The organism is Polynucleobacter sp. MWH-Berg-3C6, from assembly GCF_018881855.1.
Classification (GTDB): Bacteria; Pseudomonadota; Gammaproteobacteria; order Burkholderiales; family Burkholderiaceae; genus Polynucleobacter.
In genome coordinates this window covers 229307-253096 of sequence record NZ_JACVPN010000001.1, presented here as the reverse complement: position 1 = coordinate 253096, position 23790 = coordinate 229307, and the positions used below count along the sequence as shown (strand labels likewise).

The window sequence follows — 23790 nt, the reverse complement described above, 5'->3', positions numbered from 1 at the left end:
TTCGATAGAGATTACTTAAAACAACAAGGATAAAAGCGCCTGATTTATGAGTTTTTCTTCATATTTTTCAATATGTTAAAGGGATTTTCACGCTCATCAACCACCTCATCCTCATCATCCACCCCAAAAACAGAGGCGTGGGGCTCACAAAAGCCCTCTGGATGCTTTGGAATCAAGGGTAAGGACAATAAAACCTCATCCTCAATGGTTTCTAAGAGGTTGAAATGCTGGCTGGCCACCAAAGGCTCCTGCTCCTCATCCTCCATCGGGAAATCATCAGCCTCAGCCTCAGTGGCAAGTAGAACAAAACGGCGTTTTTCATCCAAATCTACAGCGCAGTCTTGCAAACAACGCTGACAAACCAAGTGAAGGCGCCCTTTTAGAGCTAATTCCAGGATTTGGCGAGGCTCACTGCCAGGTGAATCTTCAAAATGGGTCTCCATTTGCCAATTAAAGCCATCTCCTGGATTAATGGCGGAAGCCTCTTCAGCCAGCCTAGGCATATCAGAAATAGCCAAAAAGCCGGCTCCTTGATAGGACTGGGGAGCGCAAAAATCGACCTTTTTTAAAGCGCTTGGTTCGGCCGATAACTGGACTTGAGGTAAAACTTGATTACGATTCATGGCATCAGTCTAAATCAAGGCCTCTTCGAAAGTCAGCAGCAATGAGTAAATCAATCAATCCGCCCCTCATCCTGGCATCGACCTCGGCATATCGCCGCGAGCTTTTGGGGCGTCTACGCATTCCTTTTGAAGTCGTTTCCCCTAAAGTCGATGAGACACCACTCACTGGTGAAAGCACTCTCGAATTGGCCTTACGTCTTGCCGCTGCAAAAGCTGCAGCGGTTGCTAAAAATCATCCCAATGCATGGGTGATTGGCTCTGACCAAGTTGCAGATTTGTGTGGTGCTGCAATTGGTAAGCCTGGTAATTTTGAAAGAGCTCTCGCTCAACTACAACTCATGCGTGGTCAAACGGTGACTTTTCATACGGCGCTTTGCTTAATGAAAGGTGATCAGCAAATAACCTTAAACGTACCCACTGAAGTGACCTTTCGAAAACTCTCGGATGATGTTTTAGAAAGTTACTTGCTTGCAGAAGAGCCTTACGACTGTGCCGGTAGCGCTAAGTCTGAGGGTCTTGGCATTAGCCTTTTGGAGTCCATTCAAAGTGATGACCCAACAGCCCTCATTGGCTTGCCACTCATTGCTTTAACCGGTTTATTACGTGATGCTGGTTTTGTAATTCCATCCAAGAATTAAGAGATCAACTCAATTTATTTATGTCAAAGTTAGGCACACTCTACCTAGTTCCCAACACACTGGGGGACGATGCGCGCATTGAGCAATTGCCACATGTATTGCCTCATGAAACGCTTTTACAAACTGCCAAACTCAAACACTGGATTGTTGAAGATGCGAAAACAGCACGCGCACTATTAAAAGCGGTTGATAGTGTTGCTCCGCTTGCTTGCACTATTCAAGAAATGCAAATGAGTGAGTGGCGTGGTGCAGCTCGCAATGCAAAGTATGGTGATGCCGTGAAACCTGCTGACTTACTCAAACCATTGCTTGCTGGCAATGACATGGGTTTAATGTCCGAAGCTGGCGTGCCAGGTGTCGCCGATCCAGGCGCAGAACTTGTTCTAGCGGCACATTGCTTAGGTGCCCAGGTAAAGCCTTTAGTGGGTCCAAGCTCTATTTTGCTGGGTTTAATGGCTAGCGGTCTAAATGGTCAACGCTTTGCCTTTCAGGGATATCTGCCACATGACACCCATGAGCGCAGTGCTAGGTTGAAACAACTCGAAGTAGAGTCTCGCAAATTACAGCAAACTCAGATTTGGATTGAGACGCCTTATCGCAATACCGCAATGTTGATGGCGTGCTTAAATTCTCTAGCACCACAATCTTTACTGTGCCTAGGCGTTGATCTCAGCCTCCCTTCAGAAATGATCACCACGCTATCGATTGCAGAGTGGCGCAAGCGCTATCCAAATGAGGCTGCATGCGCTTCCTTACAAAATAGGCCAACGGTATTTCTACTGTTGGCCTAAGCGTTGACGCTTTTTCCTAGCTCAGGAATTCATTCTTACTTGAGATCTGGTGCCTTTACTAAAGCTTTGCCAGCAGCCGCACCTGCCTCAGCACCAAAGCGCTTGGCTACACGCTCAGCAAAGTTTTCTTTCATGGTGTAGTCCAAAATATCTGGGGCTTTGAAGATATCGCGCGCTACGGACTCAACTGTGCCGTAACCATCAGCCAAACCAATTTTGACAGCCTGTTCGCCATTCCAAATACGTCCGGAGAATAAATCTGGGACATCTTTTAAACGCGCCCCGCGACCCTCTTTCACTACAGCAATAAATTGTTGGTGAATCTCATCAATCATGGTCTTCACCATTTCAACTTGCTTGGGATTCTCTTTGCTAAATGGATCAAGCATGCCTTTATTTGATCCTGAAGTAATCATGCGACGAGTTACGCCCAGCTTATCCATCAGACCGGTAAAGCCAAAGCCTTCCATGATCACGCCGATTGAACCAACCAAACTAGCCTTATCCACCAAGATCTGATCACCAGCTACTGCAACGTAGTAGCCGCCCGAAGCACAAATATCTTCAACCACCACATAAAACGGTTTGTTTGGATAGAGCTTGCGCAAGCGATGGATCTCATCATTAATCATTCCGGCTTGCACCGGCGAGCCGCCGGGACTATTAATACGCAGAACCACGCCGGCACTATGTTCATTCTCAAATGCAGAAAGCAGTGAAGAGTTGATATCTAAAGCATTGGCCATTGAGCTCGATGAAATCTCACCCTCCAGCGTCACCATAGCAGTGTGCTTTTCTCCTGCCATACCACGCCCCGGCAAATGAAAATCAAACACTGAAAGAATCACCCCAACGATCACAACCAAAGTCAGTACTCGCAGTACAGCTTTCCAACGACGAGCTTTACGTGTCTCTTTCAAATTCTCGAGGAGCAAATGCTCAAGAGCTTGACGTTCCCAGTTTGGATTTGGATTGTTTTCCATCTTGATTCCTTAGTATTACTTATTGTGATTTACAGATTTTGCTTGAGCCATTGTGACAGCTGTGCCACATCATCTATATGAGCCAATGAAGGGGATGTTTTTAAAGTATCCAGAGGATGCGCGCCGTAGGTCACTGCAACAGCATCTACGCCAGCATTGGCTGCCATATCTAAATCGTGCGTAGTGTCCCCAATCATCAACATGCGACGCGTAGGCACCTGAGTCACATCAGATAACTCCAGCAACATTCCTGGATGGGGCTTTGAGAAGGATTCATCAGCTGTTCGTGTTTCATGAAAGAGATGGCCAATTTGATGGTGTTTTAAAGAACGATCTAAACCCACTCTGGATTTACCTGTAGCAACACCCAATAGATATTTATCTTCCCGTAAATTCTCGAGCAGCTCACGAATGCCTACAAATAAATCAAGTTCATGATCTTTGGCTAGGTAGTGATAACGAAAGCGATCTGTCAGTTTTGGAAAGTGTGCCGGCTCAATCCAGGGGACCGCTCTTCGTAATGAATCCTGAATACCCAAGCCAATGACTGAACTTGCCAATGCATCATCAGGTTCTTTAAAACCTAAATCGCGACAAGCCTGCTGAATGCAATACACGATGGTTGGCGTGGAATCCATAATAGTTCCATCCCAATCCCACACAATCAGGTCATAGCGGCGATCGGGTTTATCTCCGAATGTACTTTTTTGGGTCATTACGCTTCTATTGGTTCAAAATTTTTCATCATCGCCGCAAACTCAGCTGGCAGTGGGGACTCAATCCGCATCTTCTCACCAGTACGCGGATGTGTGAAGCCCGCAAGATGGGCATGGAGATAAAGTCGCTTGGATTTAATTACTTTGTCTTGATCTTCAAAGCCATATTTGTCATCGCCCAAGATTGCATGACCCAGTTTCTGAAGATGTACACGGATCTGATGAGTGCGGCCTGTTTTTAACTGAGCCTCAGCCAAAGTAATCGCAGCATCTTCACGCTTCATGGTTTTGGTCACGCGCAAAGCTGTGTGGCTTGGCAAGCCCTCAGGATCAACTCGCACTCTACGTTCGCCATTAGCCAAGAGGTATTTGTGCAATGGATACTTTAGTTGCATCACTTGCGCACCCTGCTGAATTTCTCCATGGGCTAGCAAGTAGTAACGCTTATCTGTTTGGCCTTCACGAATTTGACGGTGCAACTCCACCAGAGCACTACGCTTCTTAGCAAGCAGCAATACACCAGAGGTGTCTCGATCCAAACGGTGAACTAATTCCAGGAACTTCAATTCTGGGCGAGTGATACGCAACGTCTCAATCACCCCCAGAGCAATTCCAGACCCGCCATGTACAGCTAAGCCAGGTGGTTTATCTACTATTAGGAGAGCCTCATCCTCAAAAAGGATGGGCATTTTGTCTGAGTAACCATGGGCTCTAGATTTGGTTTGAGCACTATTGACTGCTGCCATTTGGGCAGGCTCAGCAATTCTGACTGGGGGAAGGCGCACAACATCACCCTCAATCAGTCGGGTGGTTGGCTCGGCTCGCTTTTTATTGACCCGCACCTCGCCCGAACGAATAATCCGGTAAACGTGACTTTTAGGAACGCCCTTGGCCCAACGGAGCAAATAGTTATCCAAGCGCTGACCAGCCTCTTCAGGACCAATAGTCTGAAGATGCACTGCAGCAGGCGCTGAAGAAGCAGGCGTTTTTACCTTTAAAGGCTTGGAAATGGGTTCAGATTTCATGATTTATCTCTCTTATCGCCTCGTTCTGAGACGATAAGGGACTTAACAATACCCCATTGTCATTCAACTTGTGCCGTATAATCAACGCTCTAGCCAATTTATTGGCCCGATATGAGCCTGAGGTCAGGTTTAAATCGTGGAGCTTGGAGTCGCCCTTTAAAAGACTCCCGGGGTTGCCCCTCCCCCGTTGTAATGAGGCGCAGGGTTGGTGTGCCGTATGCCGCGACCCGCGATTAGAAGACAGTTTTCAGGCGCGCGCCTGCATTGATGACCTAAAGGAGGTCTCTGCGGCGATCGTCAAGTGTGGCACCAATTTAACCAACCGTTAACTTGGTGAACTGGGTAATAAATGCCTAGATTTGCATGATCCACACTCTTAAACCGCCATTGGCTATGCCTTAAGCGGTATCTAACTTGTCCCCTAACGCAGCGCGCAACGACATCCTCCCCCATAGGAGAGTGTTATGAAACGCATGTTGTTTAATGCAACTCAACAAGAAGAGTTGCGAGTTGCCATCGTTGATGGTCAAAAACTCATCGATATTGATATCGAAGCCGCCGGTCGCGAACAACGCAAAGGCAATATTTACAAAGGTGTTATTACCCGCATTGAGCCTTCCCTGGAGGCTTGCTTTGTCAACTATGGTGAAGAGCGTCATGGCTTCTTGCCATTTAAAGAAGTTGCCAGAACCTATTTCAAAGAGGGTATCGATGTTCGCAATGCCTCCATCAAGGATGCGCTACGCGAAGGTCAAGAAATCATTGTTCAAGTAGAAAAAGAAGAGCGTGGCCAAAAAGGCGCCGCTTTAACTTCTTTTATCTCCTTGGCTGGCCGCTATTTGGTATTGATGCCAAATAACCCACGTGGAGGCGGCGTTTCCCGTCGCATTGAAGGTGAAGACCGTCAAGAACTCCGCGAAGCCATGGCTCAATTAGAAGTGGCTGATGGTATGAGCATCATTGCTCGTACCGCCGGTATTGGTCGTGATGCTACTGAATTGCAATGGGACTTAAGTTACCTAATGCAGTTGTGGAAAGCGATTGATGAAGCTGCCAAAGGCAATTCAGCCCCATTACTGATTTATCTCGAATCTAGCTTAGTGATTCGCGCCATTCGCGATTACTTCCAGCCAGATATCGGCGAGATCCTTATCGATACCGATGACATCTACGAACAAGCTGCAGCATTTATGTCAGTAGTGATGCCGGACAATTTGCCACGAGTAAAGCGCTATCAGGATGATGTGCCTTTGTTCTCTCGTTTCCAAATTGAGCATCAAATCGAAACTGCATACTCACGCACAGTGCCACTGCCATCTGGTGGCGCCATTGTGATCGACCACACTGAAGCCTTGGTTTCTGTGGACGTGAACTCTGCACGTGCAACCCGTGGTTCTGATATTGAAGAAACCGCAACCCGCACCAACTTAGAAGCTGCTGATGAAATCGCCCGTCAAGCACGTTTACGTGACTTGGGTGGTTTGATCGTGATCGACTTTATTGATATGGAGTCGAGCAAAGCGCAGAAAGATGTTGAGAATCGCCTCCGCGATGCTCTGCGCCATGACCGCGCTCGCGTTCAGATGGGCAAGATCTCCAAGTTCGGCTTGATGGAAATGTCACGTCAGCGCTTGCGCCCTGCCCTTTCTGAGGGAAGCCATGTAACCTGCCCACGTTGTAATGGCACTGGTCACATCCGTGATACCGAATCTTCAGCATTGCAAGTTCTACGCATCATTCAAGAAGAAGCAATGAAAGAGAACACAGCGGCGATTCATACCCAGGTACCAGTCGAAGTGGCTGCATTCCTCTTGAATGAAAAACGTGCTGAAGTGATCAAGATTGAAACTCGCTTCAAAGTGAATGTCTTGATGGTTCCAAATAAGCATTTGGAAACTCCACATTACAAGTTAGAGCGTTTACGTCATGACGATCCACGTTTAGATGATCAAAAGGCGAGTTATGTGATGGCGGAAGAAGCTGCACGTGAGCTTGAGACCGATACTACTGTGAGCCGTAAGGACGCTGATGTGAAGGCGCGTCCTGAAGCAGCTGTTAAAGGCATTACCCCAACTCAACCAGCACCAATTAGCCAACCTCGTCCAGCACGTACCGAAAAAGCACAAGCTGAAAGCTCTGGTGGCTTCTTTGGATTTATTAAAAAGATGTTCTCATCTTCTCCTGCAGCTGAAGAGAAGCCAGCACCAAGCAATGTGCGTGGTCGTAACCAAGGCCGCAATGGCAATGGTGGTGATCGCAACCGTGGTCGCAATCGTCGTGGCGAACGTAATGGTGAGCGTACAGAGCGCCCAGCAGCAACTGCTGCTGAAGGCACTGCTGAAGCGAACAACAATCGCAACGGCAATCGCAACCAAGGCAATAACCGTAACGGTAATCGCAATGGTCCAAAACCAGAGCGCCAAGCAAACCCAGCTGCAGTAACGCCTGCAACCGAAGCTGCTCCAGGCGAGGCTGCACCAACTGCTGATGGCGAAGAGCGTCGTGGTCGTGGTCGCAATCGTCGTGGTCGTGGTCGCAATCGCAATGATCGTGGCGAACGCGCAGAGAATGGTGAAGCATCTACTTCAGCAACAGCAATGACATCAGCAAGTCCATTTGCAGGCCCCCCTGTAGGTATGGCTGGCGCATCTGCATCAATGCCGATTCAGAATCTTGCTAATAGCTTTGGTAATGCAAAACCTGCTGCGCAAAGACAAGAGAGAGCACCACGCCCTCCACGTCAATCTAATCGTCCAGCGCAAGGCACTCAAAGTACTCCAGCTGCAGCTCCCGTTACAGCAGTGGCAGTAGTAGCCACTTCAACTGTTGAAGTAATTGCTAAGCCTGCACCAGAGCTTCCGAAGGTTGCTTTCCAGGCGCTTGAAGAAACTCCTTTACATAGTGTTGTGCAGTCTGCCGGCATGATCTGGGTTGCTACTGATGCCTCTAAGCATGCAGAAGCCCAAAGCCAGATTCAACCTGAGTCAACCAACTTGGGCAGAACGCCTAAGCCTGCAGCAGCCCGACCAGAAGGCCCAATGGTTTTAGTTGAAACCGGCGGCCAAGAAAAAACGGTTTAACGCTATCTAACAGTTTTCTCCAGACCGTCATTTATCCCAAAAGGATATTTGGCGGTTTGGCAGAAACACCGTTTCACAGCCATAATTGCGAACATGGTTGACAAAGCAATCCCAAAGGTAATCCCCATACGCATCGACGAAGGCAGCGGCCTTATGCCGTCTATTGGCGCGCAACTCCATGCACCTCATGGCAATACCCAAGATAAACGCGGTCGCATCTTACGTGATCTCCGCATTTCGGTAACGGATCGTTGCAACTTCCGCTGCACCTATTGCATGCCTAAAGAAGTCTTTGATCAGAATTACCCTTACCTCTCACACAAAGAACTGCTGAGCTTTGAAGAAATCACTCGCTTAACTTCAATCTTTGCTAGCTTAGGCGTTGAGAAGATTCGTTTAACTGGTGGTGAGCCGCTACTGCGCAAAAACTTAGAAGTGCTGATCGACATGTTGGCACAAGTGCGCACACCTGATGGCAAACCACTGGATCTCACCTTAACAACCAATGGCAGCATTCTGCGCAAGAAAGCTGCTGCTTTAAAAGCTGCTGGCCTACAAAGACTCACTGTGAGCTTAGATGGCTTAGATGATGTCATCTTCAAAGAGATGAATGATGTTGACTTTCCAGTAGCGGATGTTTTGGATGGCATTGCCGCCGCTCAAGAAGTTGGCTTTGAAAATATCAAAGTGAATATGGTGGTTAAAAAAGGTACAAACGATCATGAAATCGTCGCGATGGCAAAACACTTCAAAGGTAGTGGCGTCATCTTACGCTTTATTGAGTTCATGGACGTGGGCAGCTCCAATGGCTGGAATATGGCAGAGGTACTGCCCTCCAAAGAAGTGATTGCCAGAATCAATGAAGTATTTCCATTAGAAGCAATTGAAGCAAACTACTCAGGTGAAGTTGCGCAGCGCTGGCGCTACAAAGATGGCTCAGGCGAAGTCGGTGTGATCTCTAGCGTGACGCAAACTTTCTGTCACGAATGTACCCGCGCGCGTATTTCTACTGATGGCCAGATGTATCTCTGCCTCTTTGCAAATGAAGGTTTTGATTTCAAAACCTTATTACGTTCAGGTAAAAGTGATTTAGAGATTGCCAATGCCATTATGAATACTTGGGCAGCGCGTGATGATCATTACTCTGAAATCCGCGGCTCCAATACTGCAAATCAATCGACTGGTTCTCGTAAAGTCGAAATGTCTTATATCGGCGGCTAATGATTTCTTCCGATCAAATTACCGGTCTGATCCTCGCTGGTGGACGCGCCCAGCGCATGGGCGGTATAGATAAAGGATTAATTCCGTTTCTCGGCAAACCCCTCATTGAATCAGCCATTACCAGACTGAAGGACCAAGTGGGTCCAATTCTGATTAATGCCAATCGCAACATTACGAAATACGCCATTCATGGCTACCCCGTCATCATGGATGAGACCCCTGACTTCTCAGGGCCACTAGCCGGTTTTTCTGCAGGCCTCAAGGTTTGCAAAACTCCTTACATGCTGACTGCACCTTGTGATTCGCCTTTGCTACCCAAAGATTTGGGCGCTAGGCTAGCATCTGAAATGGCCCACGGCGACTTTGAATTGGTATATGCCTCAAGTAAAGAAGTGGATGGCAAAGTATGGGCGCAACCCGTTTTTTGTTTAATGCGTACTAGCTTGCAAGAGTCATTAGAAAAATTTTTACAAAAAGGCGATCTCAAGATCGATCGTTGGTTTAAAGAATTGCGCAGCAGCACTGTAGTGTTTGATGACGCGCAAGCATTTGCCAACGTCAACACCCCAGAAGAATTAAAAGTATTAGAAGGGGCCTTCGCATGAAGCACTCACCCAATAACCCCATTCTTCTCACTTCATCGCTGCATGTGGATGAAGCCCGTAAAGCCATTGCACAATTGGTGAATGAGCTCATTGCAGAATCCAATGCAATTGGTGATGCGAGTGATACTGAAACTGTTTCTTTAGACCAAGCAATCAACCGCATTCTTGCTGAGGATTTACTCTCGCCAATTGACGTTCCTGCGGCTGACAACTCAGCGATGGACGGCTATGCCTTTGACGGCAAGTGCCTTGGCACGGAGGATGCTACGGTCTCCCTCAAAATCATGGGTACCGCATTTGCGGGCAAGCCTTATGAAGGCAAGATCAATCCCGGTGAATGTCTCAAGATTATGACTGGCGCCGTCATGCCAGCCGGTTGTGACACCGTCATTCCACAAGAATTCACTAGCGCTCAAACCGATACGCACATTGAGTTTCCTCAGAATCAATTGAAGCCCGGGGAAAATCGTCGCTTGCGCGGTGAAGATTTACAACAAGGTAAACCCGCGATTAGCGCAGGTCGTTTATTGCGCCCTTCAGATTTAGGCTTAGCAGCATCTCTCGGGATAGCCTCTCTTAAAGTGAAGCGCAAACTCAAGGTAGCGATTCTATCTTCTGGAGATGAGTTGCGATCACTAGGCCAAACATTAGACGCGGGTAGTATTTATGACAGTAATCGGTATAGCCTTACCGGCTTACTCAATCGCCTCAATCTAGAAATCATTGACTGTGGGATTGTGCGCGATGATCCAACATCTCTTAAAAAAGCATTTATTGATGCCGCTAGCAAAGCGGATGTCTTAATCTCTTCCGGTGGCGTCTCTGTTGGTGAGGCTGACTTCACTAAGCAAATCATGCAAGAGCTGGGAGACGTCGGCTTTTGGAAAATTGCGATGCGCCCTGGTCGCCCAATGGCTTTTGGAGTGTTGAAACCCATTCCTGGAAAGTCACCTGCTCGCAAAACACTGTTCTTTGGATTGCCAGGCAATCCAGTAGCAGTCATGGTGACCTTTTACCAGTTTGTTCGAAGCGCGCTCTTGCAACTCAATGGCGCAAACCAGACTGAACCGCCCATTACTCAGGCAATCTCTGAAGCGCCAATCCGCAAGAAACCCGGTCGCACAGAGTTTCAACGCGCCATCTTGGGACGCAATGCCGATGGCCGTCCAACTGTCAGACTCACCGGCAGTCAAGGTGCTGGCATTTTGCGCTCCATGAGTGAGGCAAATTGCTTTGTCATTCTTGCTCATGACCAAGGAAATATTGCTGCTGGGGACTGGGTAGATATAGCGCTTTTTGATGGACTGCTTTAAGATTGCGTCATCATGAAACTTAGCAAAAAAGAACTCGTCTTTCTGGACCCAATGCACACTGCCAAAACGCTCGTTTTGGTTTATCTCTGTTTCTCCGTTCCGATCGTCTTACTGGCTCTTTTTGTAGCCTTCATTCGTGACGGTGCCATTCCAGGATTTACAGTGTTATCTGCTCTCATTCTCAATGCCTTGTTAGGCTTTGGCTTGCTGTGGATTGCCTGCAAGGTTTATAACTGGGTTGCTGGCAAATTCGGTGGTATCGAATTAGCGCTGCGCGACTTACCAGAAGAGATTGAAGCCGAGTAATTAAAAACTTCAGTGACTAAAAATGAATAAAGCCGAGCAATGCTCGGCTTTATTTTTTTACCATCTTAATAATTTACTAATGCAAACTAGATTCGTTTTTAAGCCTTGAATGCTTCTTTATTAATCAGACTTGGAGGTTGCTTACCTGCTATTGCAGCACGCAAATTCTCCACTGCTAAATCGATCATCGCTCGACGCGTCTTCTCAGTTGCGCTAGCAATATGCGGAGCTAAGACAACATTGCTTAATTTCAATAGCTCTGGATGAACTTTAGGCTCGCCCTCAAACACATCTAAGCCAGCAGCAAAAATTTTCTTCTCTTTGAGCGCTTGCGCTAGTGCTGCATCGTCCACAATACCGCCCCGAGCAATATTCACAAGGGTTGCAGTCGGTTTCATGAGGGCAATTTCTTTTGCACCAATAGTGTGATGATTTTCTGCTGTGTATGGCAATACCAAGACAACGTGATCAGCAGTACGGAGTAATTCTTCTTTGGATACATAGCTCGCACCGCATGCTTTTTCATCAGCTTCAGGCAAACGACTACGATTGTGATAAATCACATTCATTCCAAAACCTAAGGCGCGCTTTGCAATTCCCTGACCAATGCGGCCCATACCAATAATGCCTAGCGTACTGTGATGTAAATCCATACCCAGCGGATTTGTGATGATGGACCACTTATCCCACTTGCCATCTCTGATCCAAGTCTCAGACTCGGTTACGCGACGTGCTGTTGCCATTAATAATGCAAAACCAAAATCGGCTGTGGTGTCAGTTAATACGTCCGGGGTATTCGTTGCCATCACGCCAGCTGCAGTAATCGCAGGCACGTCAAAATTGTTATACCCCACTGAGATATTGGCTACGATCTTGAGGTTTTTGGCATTGGCTAGCGCGGCTGCGTCAATACGCTCACTACCAGTCACTAGCGCACCCTCTACGTTTGCCAATTCCTTTTGTAGCTCCTCTGGCGTGAAGACTTGATCGGCTTGATTGGAGCGAACGTCAAAAGATTCTTCCAATTTGGCAAGTAAATCCGGGAATATCGCTCTTGCCACTAAAATTTTTGCTTTGTTACTCATCTGCGTCCTTGTATTTATCTGCTCACCGGCACCCCGGGGATCCCGTATATTAAATTGATCTTGCAAAAAATGATGGCAGAATTTTGATGCACTGCACAATAAAAAGACCACTTTATCGAGGGGAAACCCTCAACCCTATTTACCCCGATTTAGAATATTCTCTTTGTAGGATTTGTTTCATCCAGTAGTTAATTTTATAAAAATGACCTTAGGAGATTTTTGATGTCAGATACGAATAAGACTAGCCCACGCCGTAAGTTTCTAAAGAACGCTGCAGTTGGCAGCGCCGGCGCAGCTGCAATGGGCTTCCCAATGATTTCTACAGCGCAAACTATTAATTTGCGTTTCCAATCAACTTGGCCAGCTAAAGATATTTTCCATGAGTACGCCAATGACTATGCAACTAAAGTAAATGCAATGTCAGGTGGTCGCCTCAAAATTGAAGTGCTTCCTGCTGGTTCAGTAGTGAAGGCATTTGATATGTTGGACGCAGTTTCCAGTGGAACATTGGACGGCGGCCATGGCGTTTTGGCCTACTGGTACGGCAAGAGCCCAGCCCTAGCGCTTTGGGGATCTGGTCCTGCTTTCGGTATGGACGCTAACACTCTCCTGTCCTGGAACCAATACGGTGGTGGCCAACAGTTACTCAATGAAATCTACAACGACCTCAAGCTCGACGTAGTCTCATTCCCTTATGGCCCAATGCCTACACAGCCATTAGGCTGGTTTAAAAAGCCAATCGCTAAGACTGATGACTTGAAGGGCTTGAAGTACCGTACTGTTGGTCTCTCTATTGAGATCTTCACAGATATGGGTGCATCAGTACAAGCATTGCCTGGTGGCGAGATCATCCCAGCAATGGACCGTGGCGTTCTCGATGCAGCTGAGTTCAATAACGCAACTTCAGACCGTATCTTGGGCTTCCCAGACGTTTCTAAAGTCAACATGCTCCAGAGTTTCCACCAGTCTTCAGAGCAATTTGAAATTATCTTCAATAAGAAGAAATTCAACTCCTTGCCAGCAGACCTCCAGGCTATCCTTTCATACGGAACCCAGGCAGCTTCTGCAGATATGTCATGGAAGGCGATTGATCGCTACTCCAAAGACTTCGCTGAACTCCAAACTAAGGACAAGGTCAAGTTCTACGCTACACCGAAGTCCATTTTGGTAGCCCAGTTGAACGCTTGGGACAAGATTATTGCCAAAAAGGCCTCTGAACTCCCAATGTTCAAGAAAGTCCTGGATTCCCAGAAAGCCTTCGCTCAGCGCGCAGTTCGCTGGGATTTGCTAGTTAACGTTGATATGAAGATCGCCTACGACCATTACTTCAAAGGCTAAAATGCTTTTATAATACTGGCAGTATGCATCTTGACCGGACGGCATCCCCGTCCGGTTTTTTTATATTTCCCCCTGGTGAAATAGATAGTTAGAAAGTTGTTTTAGGAGATTAGTTATGGATAAATTCATGCTAAGAGTAGACGAGATCAGCACCTTTGTAGGTAAGGCTGCTGCTTGGCTTGTAGTTCTACTAATGCTGATGGTCTTTACAGACGTTGTGCGGCGCTATGCATTCAATTCCCCATCCGCATGGATTGGTGAATTATCAGTGATGGCATACGGCACTCTATTTATGATGTGCGGCGCGTATACCCTGGCACAAAATGGCCACGTTCGCGGCGACTTCTTATACGGGTCAATGAAGCCACGCACACAGGCAACCTTAGATTTGATTTTGTACATCACCTTCTTCCTTCCAGGAATCACCGCTTTGGTTTATGCCGGCTATACCTATGCCGCAGAATCCTGGCGCATTGGTGAGCACACCACTCAGATCGCAAATGGTCCTCCGCTCTATCCATTCAAAACGATTATTCCAGTCGCTGGAGCTTTTGTACTCTTGCAAGGCGTTGTGGAAATCATGCGTTGCATCATCTGCTTGAGAACCGGCGAATGGCCAGCACGCCTGAAAGATGCTGAGGAAATCGATGTGATTGAGCAGCAATTAGCCTCCTCAACTCACGTTGACGAAGAAGCACGTCAACAAGCAATTAAAAACGCCAAATCAATCGATGAAGCAGCACACCATCGTATTGGCCAAACTAAAGAGATTAATCATGAGTGATCCAATTCTTGGCTTAGTAATGCTAGGCTTGATTATTGTTGTAATCATGCTGGGCTTCCCAACAGCCTTTACCCTCATGGGTCTGGGCATGATGTTTGGTTTTGCAGCCTTCTATGATCCTTCCCAAAGCTGGACTGCAAACAAAGTATTTACCCTGATGGTGCAAAGAACGTTCGGAGGTATGACGAATGATGTCCTGCTATCTATTCCGCTCTTTGTCTTAATGGGTTATGTGATGGAACGAGGGGCACTGGTAGACAAGATGTTCTACAGTATCCAATTAGCATTCCGTCGTTTACCAGCTTCATTAGCAGTAGCTACTTTGATTGTTTGTACCTTCTGGGGTATTGCAAGCGGTCTCGTTGGCGCTGTTGTGGTTCTCATGGGCGTGATTGCCATGAAGCCGATGCTCAATGCAGGCTACGACACCCGTTTGGCTGCTGGCGTTATTACTGCCGGCGGTACCTTGGGCATCTTGATCCCGCCTTCAGTGATGATCATTGTGTACGCAGCGGTTGCAGGCCAATCTGTGGTTAAGCTCTATGCTGCTGCAATGGTGCCAGGATTCTTCCTTGCATTCTTGTATTTGGTTTACATCATTGGTTGGGCTTTAATTAATCCTAAAGTAGCTCCTAAGCTGCCTGCTGAGCAACTGATCGTGCCAGTTCCTGCGCCGATTCATTTCTTGCGTGAGAACTATTCACACAATATGTTGGTTGCCACATTTAAAGCTTTGTTTTCACCAGCCAAGCTCATGAATGCGCCTGCTGATGCAAGACTTTCTTTTGGCAAAATTTTCAAGAACGTATTGGCTGCATTAACACCATTCCTCTTGGTGGCTGTCACGATGTGGGGCGTATGGTGGTATGTGATCATTCATCAGCAAGCTGAAAAAGATGCGATGAACGTGGTTCCAGTTGCAACTCAAGTTGCTAAAGCTTCTACTGCGGCGGCCGAGCCAGTTGAAGAAGAATTGGTATCTATTGATGCTACCTCTAGCAAAATTAAATCTAAAGAAGTTGAAGAGGATACTCCTTTGGTTGCTTTAGATGCTGCCGCCGGAGATGACCCGACTGCAGCTGGTGCCACACCAGAAGCTGCTGCTGGACCACCTGAAAACTTTGAGTTGTACTTTGCCTTAACTTGCGTCCTTTTCGGTCTGCTATTGATTTACTACTACATCAAGTTTGATGAAGAGCAGTTTGAGATTCTCAAGCTGTTGATTGAATCAGTGATGCCGTTAGGTGTTCTAACACTCTTAGTTTTGGCAGTGATCTTGCTGGGTATTACTACCGCTACCGAATCTGCGGCAGTAGGCGCGTTGGGTGCTTTCATTCTGGCGCTTCAAGCAGGCACTCTCGACTTCGAACGTACTAAGCAGGCGGTATTCTTAACTGCCAAGACAACCTCGATGGTGTGCTGGTTATTTGTAGGCTCAGCGCTGTTCTCTGCTGTGTTTACTATTTTGGGTGGTCAGTCGATTATCGAAAAATGGGTGCTCATGCTAGACCTAACACCAATTCAGTTCATGCTGCTCTCTCAAGCAATCATCTTCTTCCTTGGATGGCCTTTAGAGTGGACTGAAATTATTGTTATTTTCGTTCCGATCTTCTTGCCAATCTTGGCTCACTTCAATATCGATCCACTCTTGTGGGGAACATTGGTGTTTGTCAACTTGCAAGCAGCATTCTTGTCACCACCGGTTGCAATGTCTGCCTTCTACCTGAAGGGTGTGTCGCCACCAGGCGTCACGCTCAACCAGATCTTTGCAGGCATGATGCCTTACATGTTCATCGTGATCGCTTGTATGGCCTTCATGTATGTCTGGCCAGGAATGACATTGTGGCTACCAAGATTCCTCTACGGAGGTTGATTGAGGTAGTTCTAGTAAAAGAAAAAGCGCTCCAAACGGAGCGCTTTTTTTATATCTACTAGTTGAACTAATTGACCTGCCTAGGCGACCTGGTTCAATAACTCACTATTGGTTTTGCCCAAAGCAACTGTAAACAAACCCTGCCAGTAGTTAAATGCAGTGAGCTCGTCTTCGTCTAACTCCATCTCAATAAAGGCGGGATGGCGAATTAAAGAAAGCCAGATTCGGCAAAACATTTTGTCTTCCAGAGTGGAGGGTTTGCTGACAAAAGGAATTTCTTCCAGGTTAGGAATCATTTCATAAACGCCTTCCTTGTCGACCATCCCGTGCTTATCACGACTCAAGCGCATCATTTCGAGCATTACCCTGCCCAGCTGATCGTAATGTCCACTCCAGCATAAAGGGGTACCTGCAATCTCTTTAGTGCTTTCTAAATACTTGCGTGCAAATTCGCTCCAGGCATATGCCAAATCAAACTCGGTCTTCACCTTGGCATTTTGTAATGGGGTAGGCAGATGGGTAGACTTCATTTGCTCCAGACTACGGTCACCCCCAAAGGTGTAATCAATAATCAATAGTGGTTTTGCTGTTTTATCGATCTGTAGCCGATACTCTTCCATAATCCATTCTTTCCTAGTGGGTTTTATTAATGCCAATTCTTAAAGTGTAATCAATTGAGCTTTATATTTGGAAATGTAAAGTCTAGGGAAAGCCCTTGCTTAGAGTCTATTTTTGCTCTCCACTGCCATATGGGTATAGGCGACTTTTAATAGAGGGCAGTCTATCGACTTTAAATCTGCAAAGCCAATCAAATCGCCTAGGATATGCTGATGCTCATCCCTCTTGCCAGCAAGCAAATCCCTCAACATTGAGGCGGTAAAAGGTGATCCTTCCTTGGTGAGGATTTCTTGGGAGCTAGCCTGTGAAGGCTCGGCAATCGCATATCCACAGCCAGCAGCGATAGCACAGGATTCCGCAAACATACGCTTACTAAGATCTTTTCCGTAGGGAGTAGCTGCAATATCTCCAATTGAGCCACGACAGATAGTTGTCATGCCTGCCAAGGTCGCCAAAAATACCCACTTATCCCATAGAGTCTGTTCAATATTCTCCTTATAAAAGGAATCGAAATCGGCTTTTTTGCACAGCGCAAAAAATTCCTGACTCAATGATTCCTGCGCTGGAGTTCTCGGACCTATTGTGAATGAGCACAGTTCAGTAAGCTGCTTTACAGATCCGGACTCAGAAATAGTTGCCGCAATATGCGCTACGCCACCCATCACACGATCTTTGCCGAATTGATGGTCTAAGGTGTCAAGATGGGTAAGTCCATTCAAAAATGGCAGGATGAGCCCTTTTGAACTTGCCTTGGCAATTGACTCCAATGAGTCACTCAAATCAAAGGCCTTGCAAGCCAAAATAATTAAGTCGTAAACCGGCTCTAACTGATTGGCCAAGACCGTTTTTGGATGGATTGTGAAGCTGGCCTTAGGCGTCTCTATGACAAGCCCCTGCTGTTGAATCAGCTTTTGCCGCTTCTCACGCAATAGATAGGTGATGTCTGCGCCAGCCTGGTGAAGTTTGGCGCCAAAAAAGCCACCGATTCCGCCCGCCCCAACAATGAGTATTTTCATAATAAATGCCTTTTTGCTTAAATTTCACCCCTGAGGATAGTTCTAATTTTCCAAAGCCGCCAAAATGGTCTTTGGGCTAAGAACTTGGCTATTTCGGCTAAAATTGAGCTTTTATAACTTAGCAGCCCCAGTTTTAGGGCTATTTAGAATAAACGCCATGACTTACGTTGTTACCGAATCCTGCATCCGCTGCAAATACACCGACTGTGTAGATGTTTGCCCAGTTGATTGCTTTCGCGAAGGTCCTAATTTTTTAGTCATCGATCCAGATGAGTGCATTGACTGCGCCGTCTGCGTTCCAGAATGTCCAGTAAATGCGATTTATGCTGAAGATGACGTTCCTGGTGATCAACAGTCATTTATCAAACTCAATGCTGACCTTTCCCCAACTTGGACTTCTATCACCAAGTCCAAGGGCGCTCTTCCTGATGCGGATGAATGGAAAGATGTAAAAAACAAACTCGATCAGCTCGTAAAGTAATTCTTTAATAGCCTTTTCGAGAATTCGTGTTGCACTCACCTACACAAACCGACGCTGTCATCATTGGCGCCGGACCTGTGGGTCTTTTCCAAGTCTTCGAACTTGGTCTTCTAGAAATCAAAGCCCATGTGATTGACTCCCTTCCCGAAGCTGGCGGTCAATGCATCGAACTCTATCCAGATAAACCTATCTACGATATTCCAGCGATTCCGGTTTGTACTGGACGCGAGCTCACCAATAACCTACTGAAACAAATTGAGCCATTTGGTGCGCAGTTTCATTTAGGCCAAGAGGTTACCCAGCTTGAGAAACAAGCTGATGGGCGCTTTCTCATTAGTACCTCTAAAGACAATCATTTCTTGAGCAAGACTGTCTTTATTGCCGGCGGCGTAGGAGCCTTCCAACCCCGCACTCTCAAGCTTGATGGCATAGAGGCTTTTGAAGGTAAGCAGGTTTTCTATAGCGTTAAGCATCCAGAACAATTTAATGGAAAAAAGATTGTGATTTGCGGTGGTGGAGATGCTGCATTGGATTGGGCACTGCATTTTGTAGATAAAGCTGCCAGTGTCACGCTCATCCATCGACGTGATGACTTTAAAGCGGCACCAGCATCAATTGCCAAAATGCGCGAGCTTTGCAAAAACAAACAAATGCAACTATTGATTGGACAAGTGACAAGCTACGAAGTTGAGCATGATCACATTTCAAAAATAGTTGTGACTAATATTGATGGTCAAGATCAAAAGATAGCGGTAGATGATCTCCTCATCTTTTTTGGACTGTCACCTAAATTAGGACCAATTGCAGATTGGGGTTTAGATATCGAGCGCAAGCAAGTCACCGTCGATACCGAGAAATTTCAGACGAGCATTCCCGGAATTTATGCCGTGGGAGATATCAATATTTACCCAGGCAAGAAAAAACTCATTTTGTCAGGCTTTCATGAGGCGGCTTTGGCAGCCTTTGCTGCAGCCGCTTATCTCAACCCAGAAAAGCCTATCCAGCTCCAGTACACCACCACCTCACCAAAGCTACATAAGGTTCTTGGGGTGAGCCCGCCCACATTCGAGTAAGCTATCCCTAATCACTCATTTTTGCCAATATTTATATGCGCCAATATCACGATCTCATGAAAGAAGTCCTTGCCAAAGGTGTCCAGAAGTCCGATAGGACCGGCACAGGCACTATCTCCGTATTTGGTCACCAGATGCGCTTTAACTTGGCTGAAGGCTTTCCGATGGTGACCACCAAGAAACTTCATCTCAAGTCCATCATTTATGAATTGCTCTGGTTCCTCAAAGGTAGCACTAATAACAACTGGCTTAAAGAGCGTGGTGTATCGATTTGGAATGAGTGGGCAGCTCCCGATGGTGAGCTTGGCCCCATTTATGGTTATCAATGGCGTTCATGGCCAGCGCCGAATGGCAAACACATTGATCAGATTTCTGAGGTAGTTGAGACGATCAAGAAAAATCCGGATTCACGTCGCATCATTGTTTCCGCTTGGAACGTGGCCGATATTCCCCGCATGGCTTTAGCGCCTTGCCATGCTTTCTTTCAGTTTTATGTTGCTGATGGGAAGCTCTCTTGCCAACTCTACCAACGCAGCGCTGATATTTTCTTAGGCGTGCCATTCAATATTGCTAGCTACGCTTTGCTCACACACATGATGGCCCAACAATGCAATTTAGAGGTGGGTGACTTTATTTGGACTGGCGGTGATTGTCATTTGTATAGCAATCACTTGGAGCAAGTAGATCTGCAGCTATCCAGGGATTTCTTCCCATTACCAAAACTCAATATTTTGAGAAAGCCGGATTCTATTTTTGATTATGAATTCGAAGATTTTGAAATCCTGGGCTATGAATCACACCCACATATCAAAGCTCCAGTAGCTATTTAAGAACAAGAGAGTATTGATGACACAACCTGCTATTTCTATGATTGTTGCGCGCTCGCGCAATCACGTTATCGGTCGCGACAACCAAATGCCTTGGAAGATTTCTGCAGACTTGCAATTCTTTAAGCGAGTAACTATGGGCCATCCGGTCATCATGGGACGTAAGACCTGGGAATCCATTGGCCGTCCACTTCCCGGCCGTCGCAATATTGTGGTGAGTCGTAATGCGCAGTTCCAGCCTGAAGGTGGAGAGCTTGCAGGATCGCTAGACGAAGCCCTGAACCGCTTAAGCGAAGCACAGAGAGTATTTGTGATTGGTGGTGAGCAGCTCTTTACCCAGGCCTTTGCTCGAGCAGATCGTCTCTACATCACTGAAATCGATATCGATGTGAATGACGGGGATACTTTCTTTGAGGTCCCCGATGCAGCCTCTTGGAAAGAAGTCGAGCGCACCCCAGGATCCGAAGGTGATATTACTTTTCATTTTGTAACGCTTGAGCGCAAATAAGAATGTTTGCAGCCAATTAGCAAACAACAAAAAAGAGCTCCATAGAGCTCTTTTTTCATCACTGAAAGTGTATCTTACTGAATGATGATCTTAGATTCTTTAGCGACCTGAGATAAAAACTCAAATTGTTTTCGTTGTGCCAAGCCATTACGAATCGCAGCCTTAGCCTGATCAAATGTAGGCGGCTTACTAGATCTCTTATCTTCCAGCTTCACCAAATACCAGCCTTGCTGAACTTGGATTGGAGCTTGAGAGACTTGCCCCTTAGATAGATTTACCAATACTGCTGAAATTTGTGGGGGGAGCTGCCCTGCCTGAACCCAGCCAACAGCGCCGCCTTGAACTCTATTTGGCGCAAGAGAAACACTCTTCGCTACCTTATCAAAGGGCTCGCCCCTTTTAATACGACTCAATACTGCTTGCGCATCCGCTTCACTAGCGGTCGCAATATCGCTCACCTTATATTCAACCAACATGCCTTGTGGACCCAGTGAGGCAATTTCTTTGTTGTACTCAGCCTGCACATCAGCATCACTAATTGGGTTTTGCGCCATAAAGGTGGATAACTCAAGATCCGCCAAGTAATTTTGACGAATCAACATCAATTGCGTGTTTGCTTTTTCAGAGTTCGCCAAACCATCGCGTTCTGCACGCTGCGATAGCATCAACACTTCAATGTATTTCTGAACAACTGCTTGTCGCAACTCAGGACTATCTTTCTGTCCTTGCGAAATCGCCATCTTGATACCCTGCTCAACCATATCATTGGTAATAATGGTGCCATTTACCGAAGCAGCAGCATTAATTGGTAAGCCACTTTGCTGAGCTTGCGCGCCACTGATCAGTACCGCAGAAAAAAGACTGGCAGCAAGCAATACATTGCACTTGGATTTAAATAACTGAATAGCTGGATTCATAAGGCTAGATCTTTCTCAAAATGAGCCTCAATGGTAACAGCAGCCTGGCACTAGAACCGATAAACGGGGGTACTTGGCATATAAGGATCGGCCGATTGGGTTTCGATGGCCTCTGCTTCTTGCTCGCCCTGCGGCTGACTAAAGTATTTTGAATCTTCGGCCGACTGTTTGCTCAGCCCCTGTTTTTGGGGTGGGGTATCCACCGGACCAAAAGGCCCTTCAGCAAATGCAACAGGTTGATTGTTAAATTCTCTCAATTGCTCAGGAGAATAAGCCGAGGAAGTTTGTGATCCCTTTGGCGGTGGCCCTTGCTGTGCTGTTGAGCACCCCACCAATACAAAACAGAGGGCGAGCCTTAGGGAGATTTTCATGAGCCCATTGTATGGGAGTCGCAGATGAAATACCGACAATTTGATTACAATCCCTGAATGCAGATTTTCCGTCTTCTTCTCATTGCTCTCGTGATGCAGCCAGTGATTTCGTTGGCCATTGACTTACAACCTAACGATATTGTTGCGCCATTGCCCGATAAAAATCATGCAATGATCAGTTACGTCAACACCGATAACACAAGCTATTATCGAAACGGCTCTGTAGTCAGCGCTAGGCCGTATGGCAACCCAGATATTGGTACTCAACTGGTAAACCTTCGCCTAGTTACCTCCTATACCTTTCAGGGCTTGCCGGCAGTCTCTTATCTTCAACTGCCATACGGAACAATTAAGCCAGGGGGCTCCTTAGCGACATACCCCACTGCTACTGGCATTGGAGATCTCACGCTTGCTAGCGCATTTTGGCCCTACTCAGATAGAGTTAATAGGCGCTATTTGGGTGTCGCGGGCTACCTAACCCTTCCGACAGGAAGTTATAACAGCCAGCAGCCCTTTAACCCTGGTGAAAATCGATATAAATCGGATATTCAGATGGGTTATCAGCAACCAATTGCCGGCAACCTCGATGGCATGGTTGCAGTCGATACCATGTGGTTTGGGGGGAATAGTCAGTGTGCGGCAGCATGCAATTCACTAAGCAATACTTCATTAAATCAAAAGCCATTGACTTCAACTCAATTGGGACCAATTTATAAAATCAATCAGACCTACACTGTTGGCGCCTCTTACTTTTATGTTGCCGGAGGTGCAACTACTATTGGTAATAGCTATCAAAATAACGTCGTCAATACACAACGATTTTTACTGAGTGGTTTAGCCTACTACCCATTTGGCAGAATTAGCATGCAATATGGTCGTGATATGGAAATCAAAAATGGTTTTGTAGAAACGCGTCGTTTTATTCTTCGCTATACGACTGAGTTCTAAAAATCAGAGGTTTATTTTCTGAAGGCGCACCCTTAACCAAGGCAAGCGACATAGTAGCAATAGCAAAATGATCGACCCGTAGATAGAGACCGTCTGCAAATCATTCTTACCGGCCTTATGCCACCAATAATGTATTACTGCTGTACAAGCAATCACATAAACTAATTTATGAAGCAGGCTCCAGCGCCTGCCTAGAGAACGCACAGCCCAGTTATTCGATGTAATAGCCAAAGGAATTAAGAGCACAAAGCTTACAAAGCCCATAGTAATAAATGGGCGCTTTAGCACATCAGCCCACATTGTCTGAAGATCTAAATTTTGGTCAAGCCAGAACCAAATAGAAAAATGAATGCAAGCATAGAAGAAACAAAAGAGCCCGAACATACGACGCCACTGAATCCAAGCAGACCAACCAGTAATGAGGCGCATTGGTGTCATGGCGAGAGTGATACATAAAAATACGAGTGCCCAGGTGCCAGTGGAGCGAGTAATAAACTCTATTGGGTTGGCGCCTAAATCATCATAAGAGCCAAGCCATATCAAGCGACCTAATGGCAATAGGGATGTGAGAAACAGAGCGCTCTTTAAATACTTCATAAGCGCATATTAAACGACCCACCGTTTAAAGGATGGGTCGTTTAATCAAGACT

25 protein-coding genes are annotated in these 23790 nt (G+C 46.5%); 15 read left to right on the top strand and 10 right to left on the bottom strand.

The genetic code is table 11. From position 1 onward, the window contains the following. Positions 1 to 44: 44 nt before the first annotated feature. Positions 45 to 623, bottom strand: coding sequence for a DUF177 domain-containing protein (locus ICN13_RS01360; RefSeq protein WP_216138487.1), 579 nt, complete (start codon positions 621 to 623; stop codon positions 45 to 47). A gap of 41 nt (positions 624 to 664) precedes the next feature. On the opposite strand from ICN13_RS01360, the gene ICN13_RS01355 reads away from it, so the two are divergent. Both ICN13_RS01355 and ICN13_RS01350 read left to right on the top strand, forming a co-directional pair. Next, positions 665 to 1261 carry a Maf family nucleotide pyrophosphatase gene (locus ICN13_RS01355; protein ID WP_216138485.1) on the top strand — a complete coding sequence of 199 codons (597 nt, stop codon included), beginning with the start codon at positions 665 to 667 and terminating at the stop codon, positions 1259 to 1261. Between the two features lie 20 nt (positions 1262 to 1281). Then, entirely contained in the window at positions 1282 to 2052 is a 771-nt protein-coding gene (locus ICN13_RS01350; RefSeq protein ID WP_216138465.1) for an SAM-dependent methyltransferase, read from the top strand. A 35-nt stretch (positions 2053 to 2087) separates the two neighbouring features. On the opposite strand, the gene ICN13_RS01345 is transcribed toward ICN13_RS01350, so the two are convergent. Genes ICN13_RS01345 through ICN13_RS01335 form a run of 3 tightly spaced genes read right to left on the bottom strand, consistent with a single transcriptional unit; the run spans position 2088 to position 4776 of the window. Further along, positions 2088 to 3035 carry a S49 family peptidase gene (locus ICN13_RS01345; RefSeq protein ID WP_216138457.1) on the bottom strand — a complete coding sequence of 316 codons (948 nt, stop codon included), beginning with the start codon at positions 3033 to 3035 and terminating at the stop codon, positions 2088 to 2090. A gap of 29 nt (positions 3036 to 3064) precedes the next feature. After that, complete coding sequence (locus tag ICN13_RS01340; protein ID WP_216138454.1) at positions 3065 to 3751, bottom strand: HAD-IA family hydrolase; 687 nt, start codon at positions 3749 to 3751, stop codon at positions 3065 to 3067. Continuing rightward, positions 3751 to 4776, bottom strand: a complete 1026-nt coding sequence (locus ICN13_RS01335; protein ID WP_216138453.1) for an RluA family pseudouridine synthase — start codon at positions 4774 to 4776, stop codon at positions 3751 to 3753. Before ICN13_RS01335 ends, ICN13_RS01340 begins: the two co-directional genes overlap by 1 nt. A gap of 464 nt (positions 4777 to 5240) precedes the next feature. Here ICN13_RS01335 and ICN13_RS01330 point away from each other — a divergent pair, with 464 nt between their 5' ends. The 5 genes from ICN13_RS01330 (at position 5241) to ICN13_RS01310 (ending at position 11301) form a co-directional block, all read left to right on the top strand. Beyond that, positions 5241 to 7856: an Rne/Rng family ribonuclease gene (locus ICN13_RS01330; protein WP_216138451.1), complete on the top strand. Its 2616-nt coding sequence runs from the start codon at positions 5241 to 5243 to the stop codon at positions 7854 to 7856. Between the two features lie 153 nt (positions 7857 to 8009). Further along, positions 8010 to 9077, top strand: a complete 1068-nt coding sequence (moaA, locus tag ICN13_RS01325) for a GTP 3',8-cyclase MoaA (RefSeq protein ID WP_255534040.1) — start codon at positions 8010 to 8012, stop codon at positions 9075 to 9077. After that, complete coding sequence (gene mobA / locus ICN13_RS01320) at positions 9077 to 9682, top strand: molybdenum cofactor guanylyltransferase MobA (protein WP_216138447.1); 606 nt, start codon at positions 9077 to 9079, stop codon at positions 9680 to 9682. Before moaA ends, mobA begins: the two co-directional genes overlap by 1 nt. Continuing rightward, entirely contained in the window at positions 9679 to 10995 is a 1317-nt protein-coding gene (glp, locus tag ICN13_RS01315; RefSeq protein ID WP_216138445.1) for a gephyrin-like molybdotransferase Glp, read from the top strand. Before mobA ends, glp begins: the two co-directional genes overlap by 4 nt. 12 nt (positions 10996 to 11007) lie before the next feature. Beyond that, positions 11008 to 11301 (top strand): hypothetical protein, encoded by a 294-nt coding sequence (locus ICN13_RS01310; RefSeq protein ID WP_087909084.1) that lies wholly within the window; start codon positions 11008 to 11010, stop codon positions 11299 to 11301. 98 nt (positions 11302 to 11399) lie between these two features. Here the strand turns inward: ICN13_RS01310 and ICN13_RS01305 are convergent, their stop codons facing one another. Further along, on the bottom strand, positions 11400 to 12386 hold the full coding sequence (locus ICN13_RS01305; RefSeq protein WP_216138443.1) for a D-glycerate dehydrogenase: 987 nt from the start codon (positions 12384 to 12386) through the stop codon (positions 11400 to 11402). A gap of 222 nt (positions 12387 to 12608) precedes the next feature. Here ICN13_RS01305 and ICN13_RS01300 point away from each other — a divergent pair, with 222 nt between their 5' ends. The 3 genes from ICN13_RS01300 (at position 12609) to ICN13_RS01290 (ending at position 16381) form a co-directional block, all read left to right on the top strand. After that, on the top strand, positions 12609 to 13724 hold the full coding sequence (locus tag ICN13_RS01300; protein WP_216138441.1) for a TRAP transporter substrate-binding protein: 1116 nt from the start codon (positions 12609 to 12611) through the stop codon (positions 13722 to 13724). A 115-nt stretch (positions 13725 to 13839) separates the two neighbouring features. After that, entirely contained in the window at positions 13840 to 14508 is a 669-nt protein-coding gene (locus ICN13_RS01295) for a TRAP transporter small permease subunit (RefSeq protein ID WP_216138439.1), read from the top strand. After that, entirely contained in the window at positions 14501 to 16381 is a 1881-nt protein-coding gene (locus tag ICN13_RS01290) for a TRAP transporter large permease subunit (protein WP_216138436.1), read from the top strand. The genes ICN13_RS01295 and ICN13_RS01290 overlap by 8 nt, the downstream gene beginning before the upstream one ends. Positions 16382 to 16461: 80 nt before the next feature. Here the strand turns inward: ICN13_RS01290 and ICN13_RS01285 are convergent, their stop codons facing one another. Beyond that, the gene (locus tag ICN13_RS01285) at positions 16462 to 17001 is read right to left on the bottom strand and encodes a hypothetical protein (protein WP_216138428.1); all 540 of its coding nucleotides are present in this window, start codon (positions 16999 to 17001) and stop codon (positions 16462 to 16464) included. A 99-nt stretch (positions 17002 to 17100) separates the two neighbouring features. Then, on the bottom strand, positions 17101 to 18015 hold the full coding sequence (locus ICN13_RS01280; protein ID WP_216138426.1) for a 2-dehydropantoate 2-reductase: 915 nt from the start codon (positions 18013 to 18015) through the stop codon (positions 17101 to 17103). A gap of 157 nt (positions 18016 to 18172) precedes the next feature. Here ICN13_RS01280 and fdxA point away from each other — a divergent pair, with 157 nt between their 5' ends. From fdxA to ICN13_RS01260, 4 genes are read left to right on the top strand one after another with little or no spacing between them, the layout of a single operon-like run. Further along, complete coding sequence (gene fdxA / locus ICN13_RS01275; RefSeq protein ID WP_087909078.1) at positions 18173 to 18496, top strand: ferredoxin FdxA; 324 nt, start codon at positions 18173 to 18175, stop codon at positions 18494 to 18496. 26 nt (positions 18497 to 18522) lie between these two features. Next, positions 18523 to 19569 (top strand): FAD-dependent oxidoreductase, encoded by a 1047-nt coding sequence (locus tag ICN13_RS01270; RefSeq protein ID WP_216138424.1) that lies wholly within the window; start codon positions 18523 to 18525, stop codon positions 19567 to 19569. Between the two features lie 35 nt (positions 19570 to 19604). Then, a complete protein-coding gene (locus ICN13_RS01265) occupies positions 19605 to 20399 on the top strand; it encodes a thymidylate synthase (RefSeq protein WP_216138422.1) in 795 nt (264 codons plus the stop codon). Positions 20400 to 20415: 16 nt separating this feature from the next. Next, entirely contained in the window at positions 20416 to 20904 is a 489-nt protein-coding gene (locus ICN13_RS01260; RefSeq protein ID WP_216138414.1) for a dihydrofolate reductase, read from the top strand. 74 nt (positions 20905 to 20978) lie between these two features. On the opposite strand, the gene ICN13_RS01255 is transcribed toward ICN13_RS01260, so the two are convergent. Together ICN13_RS01255 and ICN13_RS01250 are read right to left on the bottom strand one after the other, a co-directional pair. Next, on the bottom strand, positions 20979 to 21821 hold the full coding sequence (locus ICN13_RS01255; protein WP_216138412.1) for a peptidyl-prolyl cis-trans isomerase: 843 nt from the start codon (positions 21819 to 21821) through the stop codon (positions 20979 to 20981). A 50-nt stretch (positions 21822 to 21871) separates the two neighbouring features. Continuing rightward, the gene (locus ICN13_RS01250) at positions 21872 to 22192 is read right to left on the bottom strand and encodes a hypothetical protein (RefSeq protein ID WP_255533986.1); all 321 of its coding nucleotides are present in this window, start codon (positions 22190 to 22192) and stop codon (positions 21872 to 21874) included. A gap of 57 nt (positions 22193 to 22249) precedes the next feature. Between ICN13_RS01250 and ICN13_RS01245 the strand changes: the two genes are divergently transcribed. Then, positions 22250 to 23140: a transporter gene (locus ICN13_RS01245; RefSeq protein ID WP_216138410.1), complete on the top strand. Its 891-nt coding sequence runs from the start codon at positions 22250 to 22252 to the stop codon at positions 23138 to 23140. A gap of 3 nt (positions 23141 to 23143) precedes the next feature. Here ICN13_RS01245 and ICN13_RS01240 read toward each other — a convergent pair whose 3' ends face one another. Further along, complete coding sequence (locus ICN13_RS01240; protein ID WP_216138409.1) at positions 23144 to 23737, bottom strand: sulfite oxidase heme-binding subunit YedZ; 594 nt, start codon at positions 23735 to 23737, stop codon at positions 23144 to 23146. Positions 23738 to 23790 lie beyond the last annotated feature (53 nt).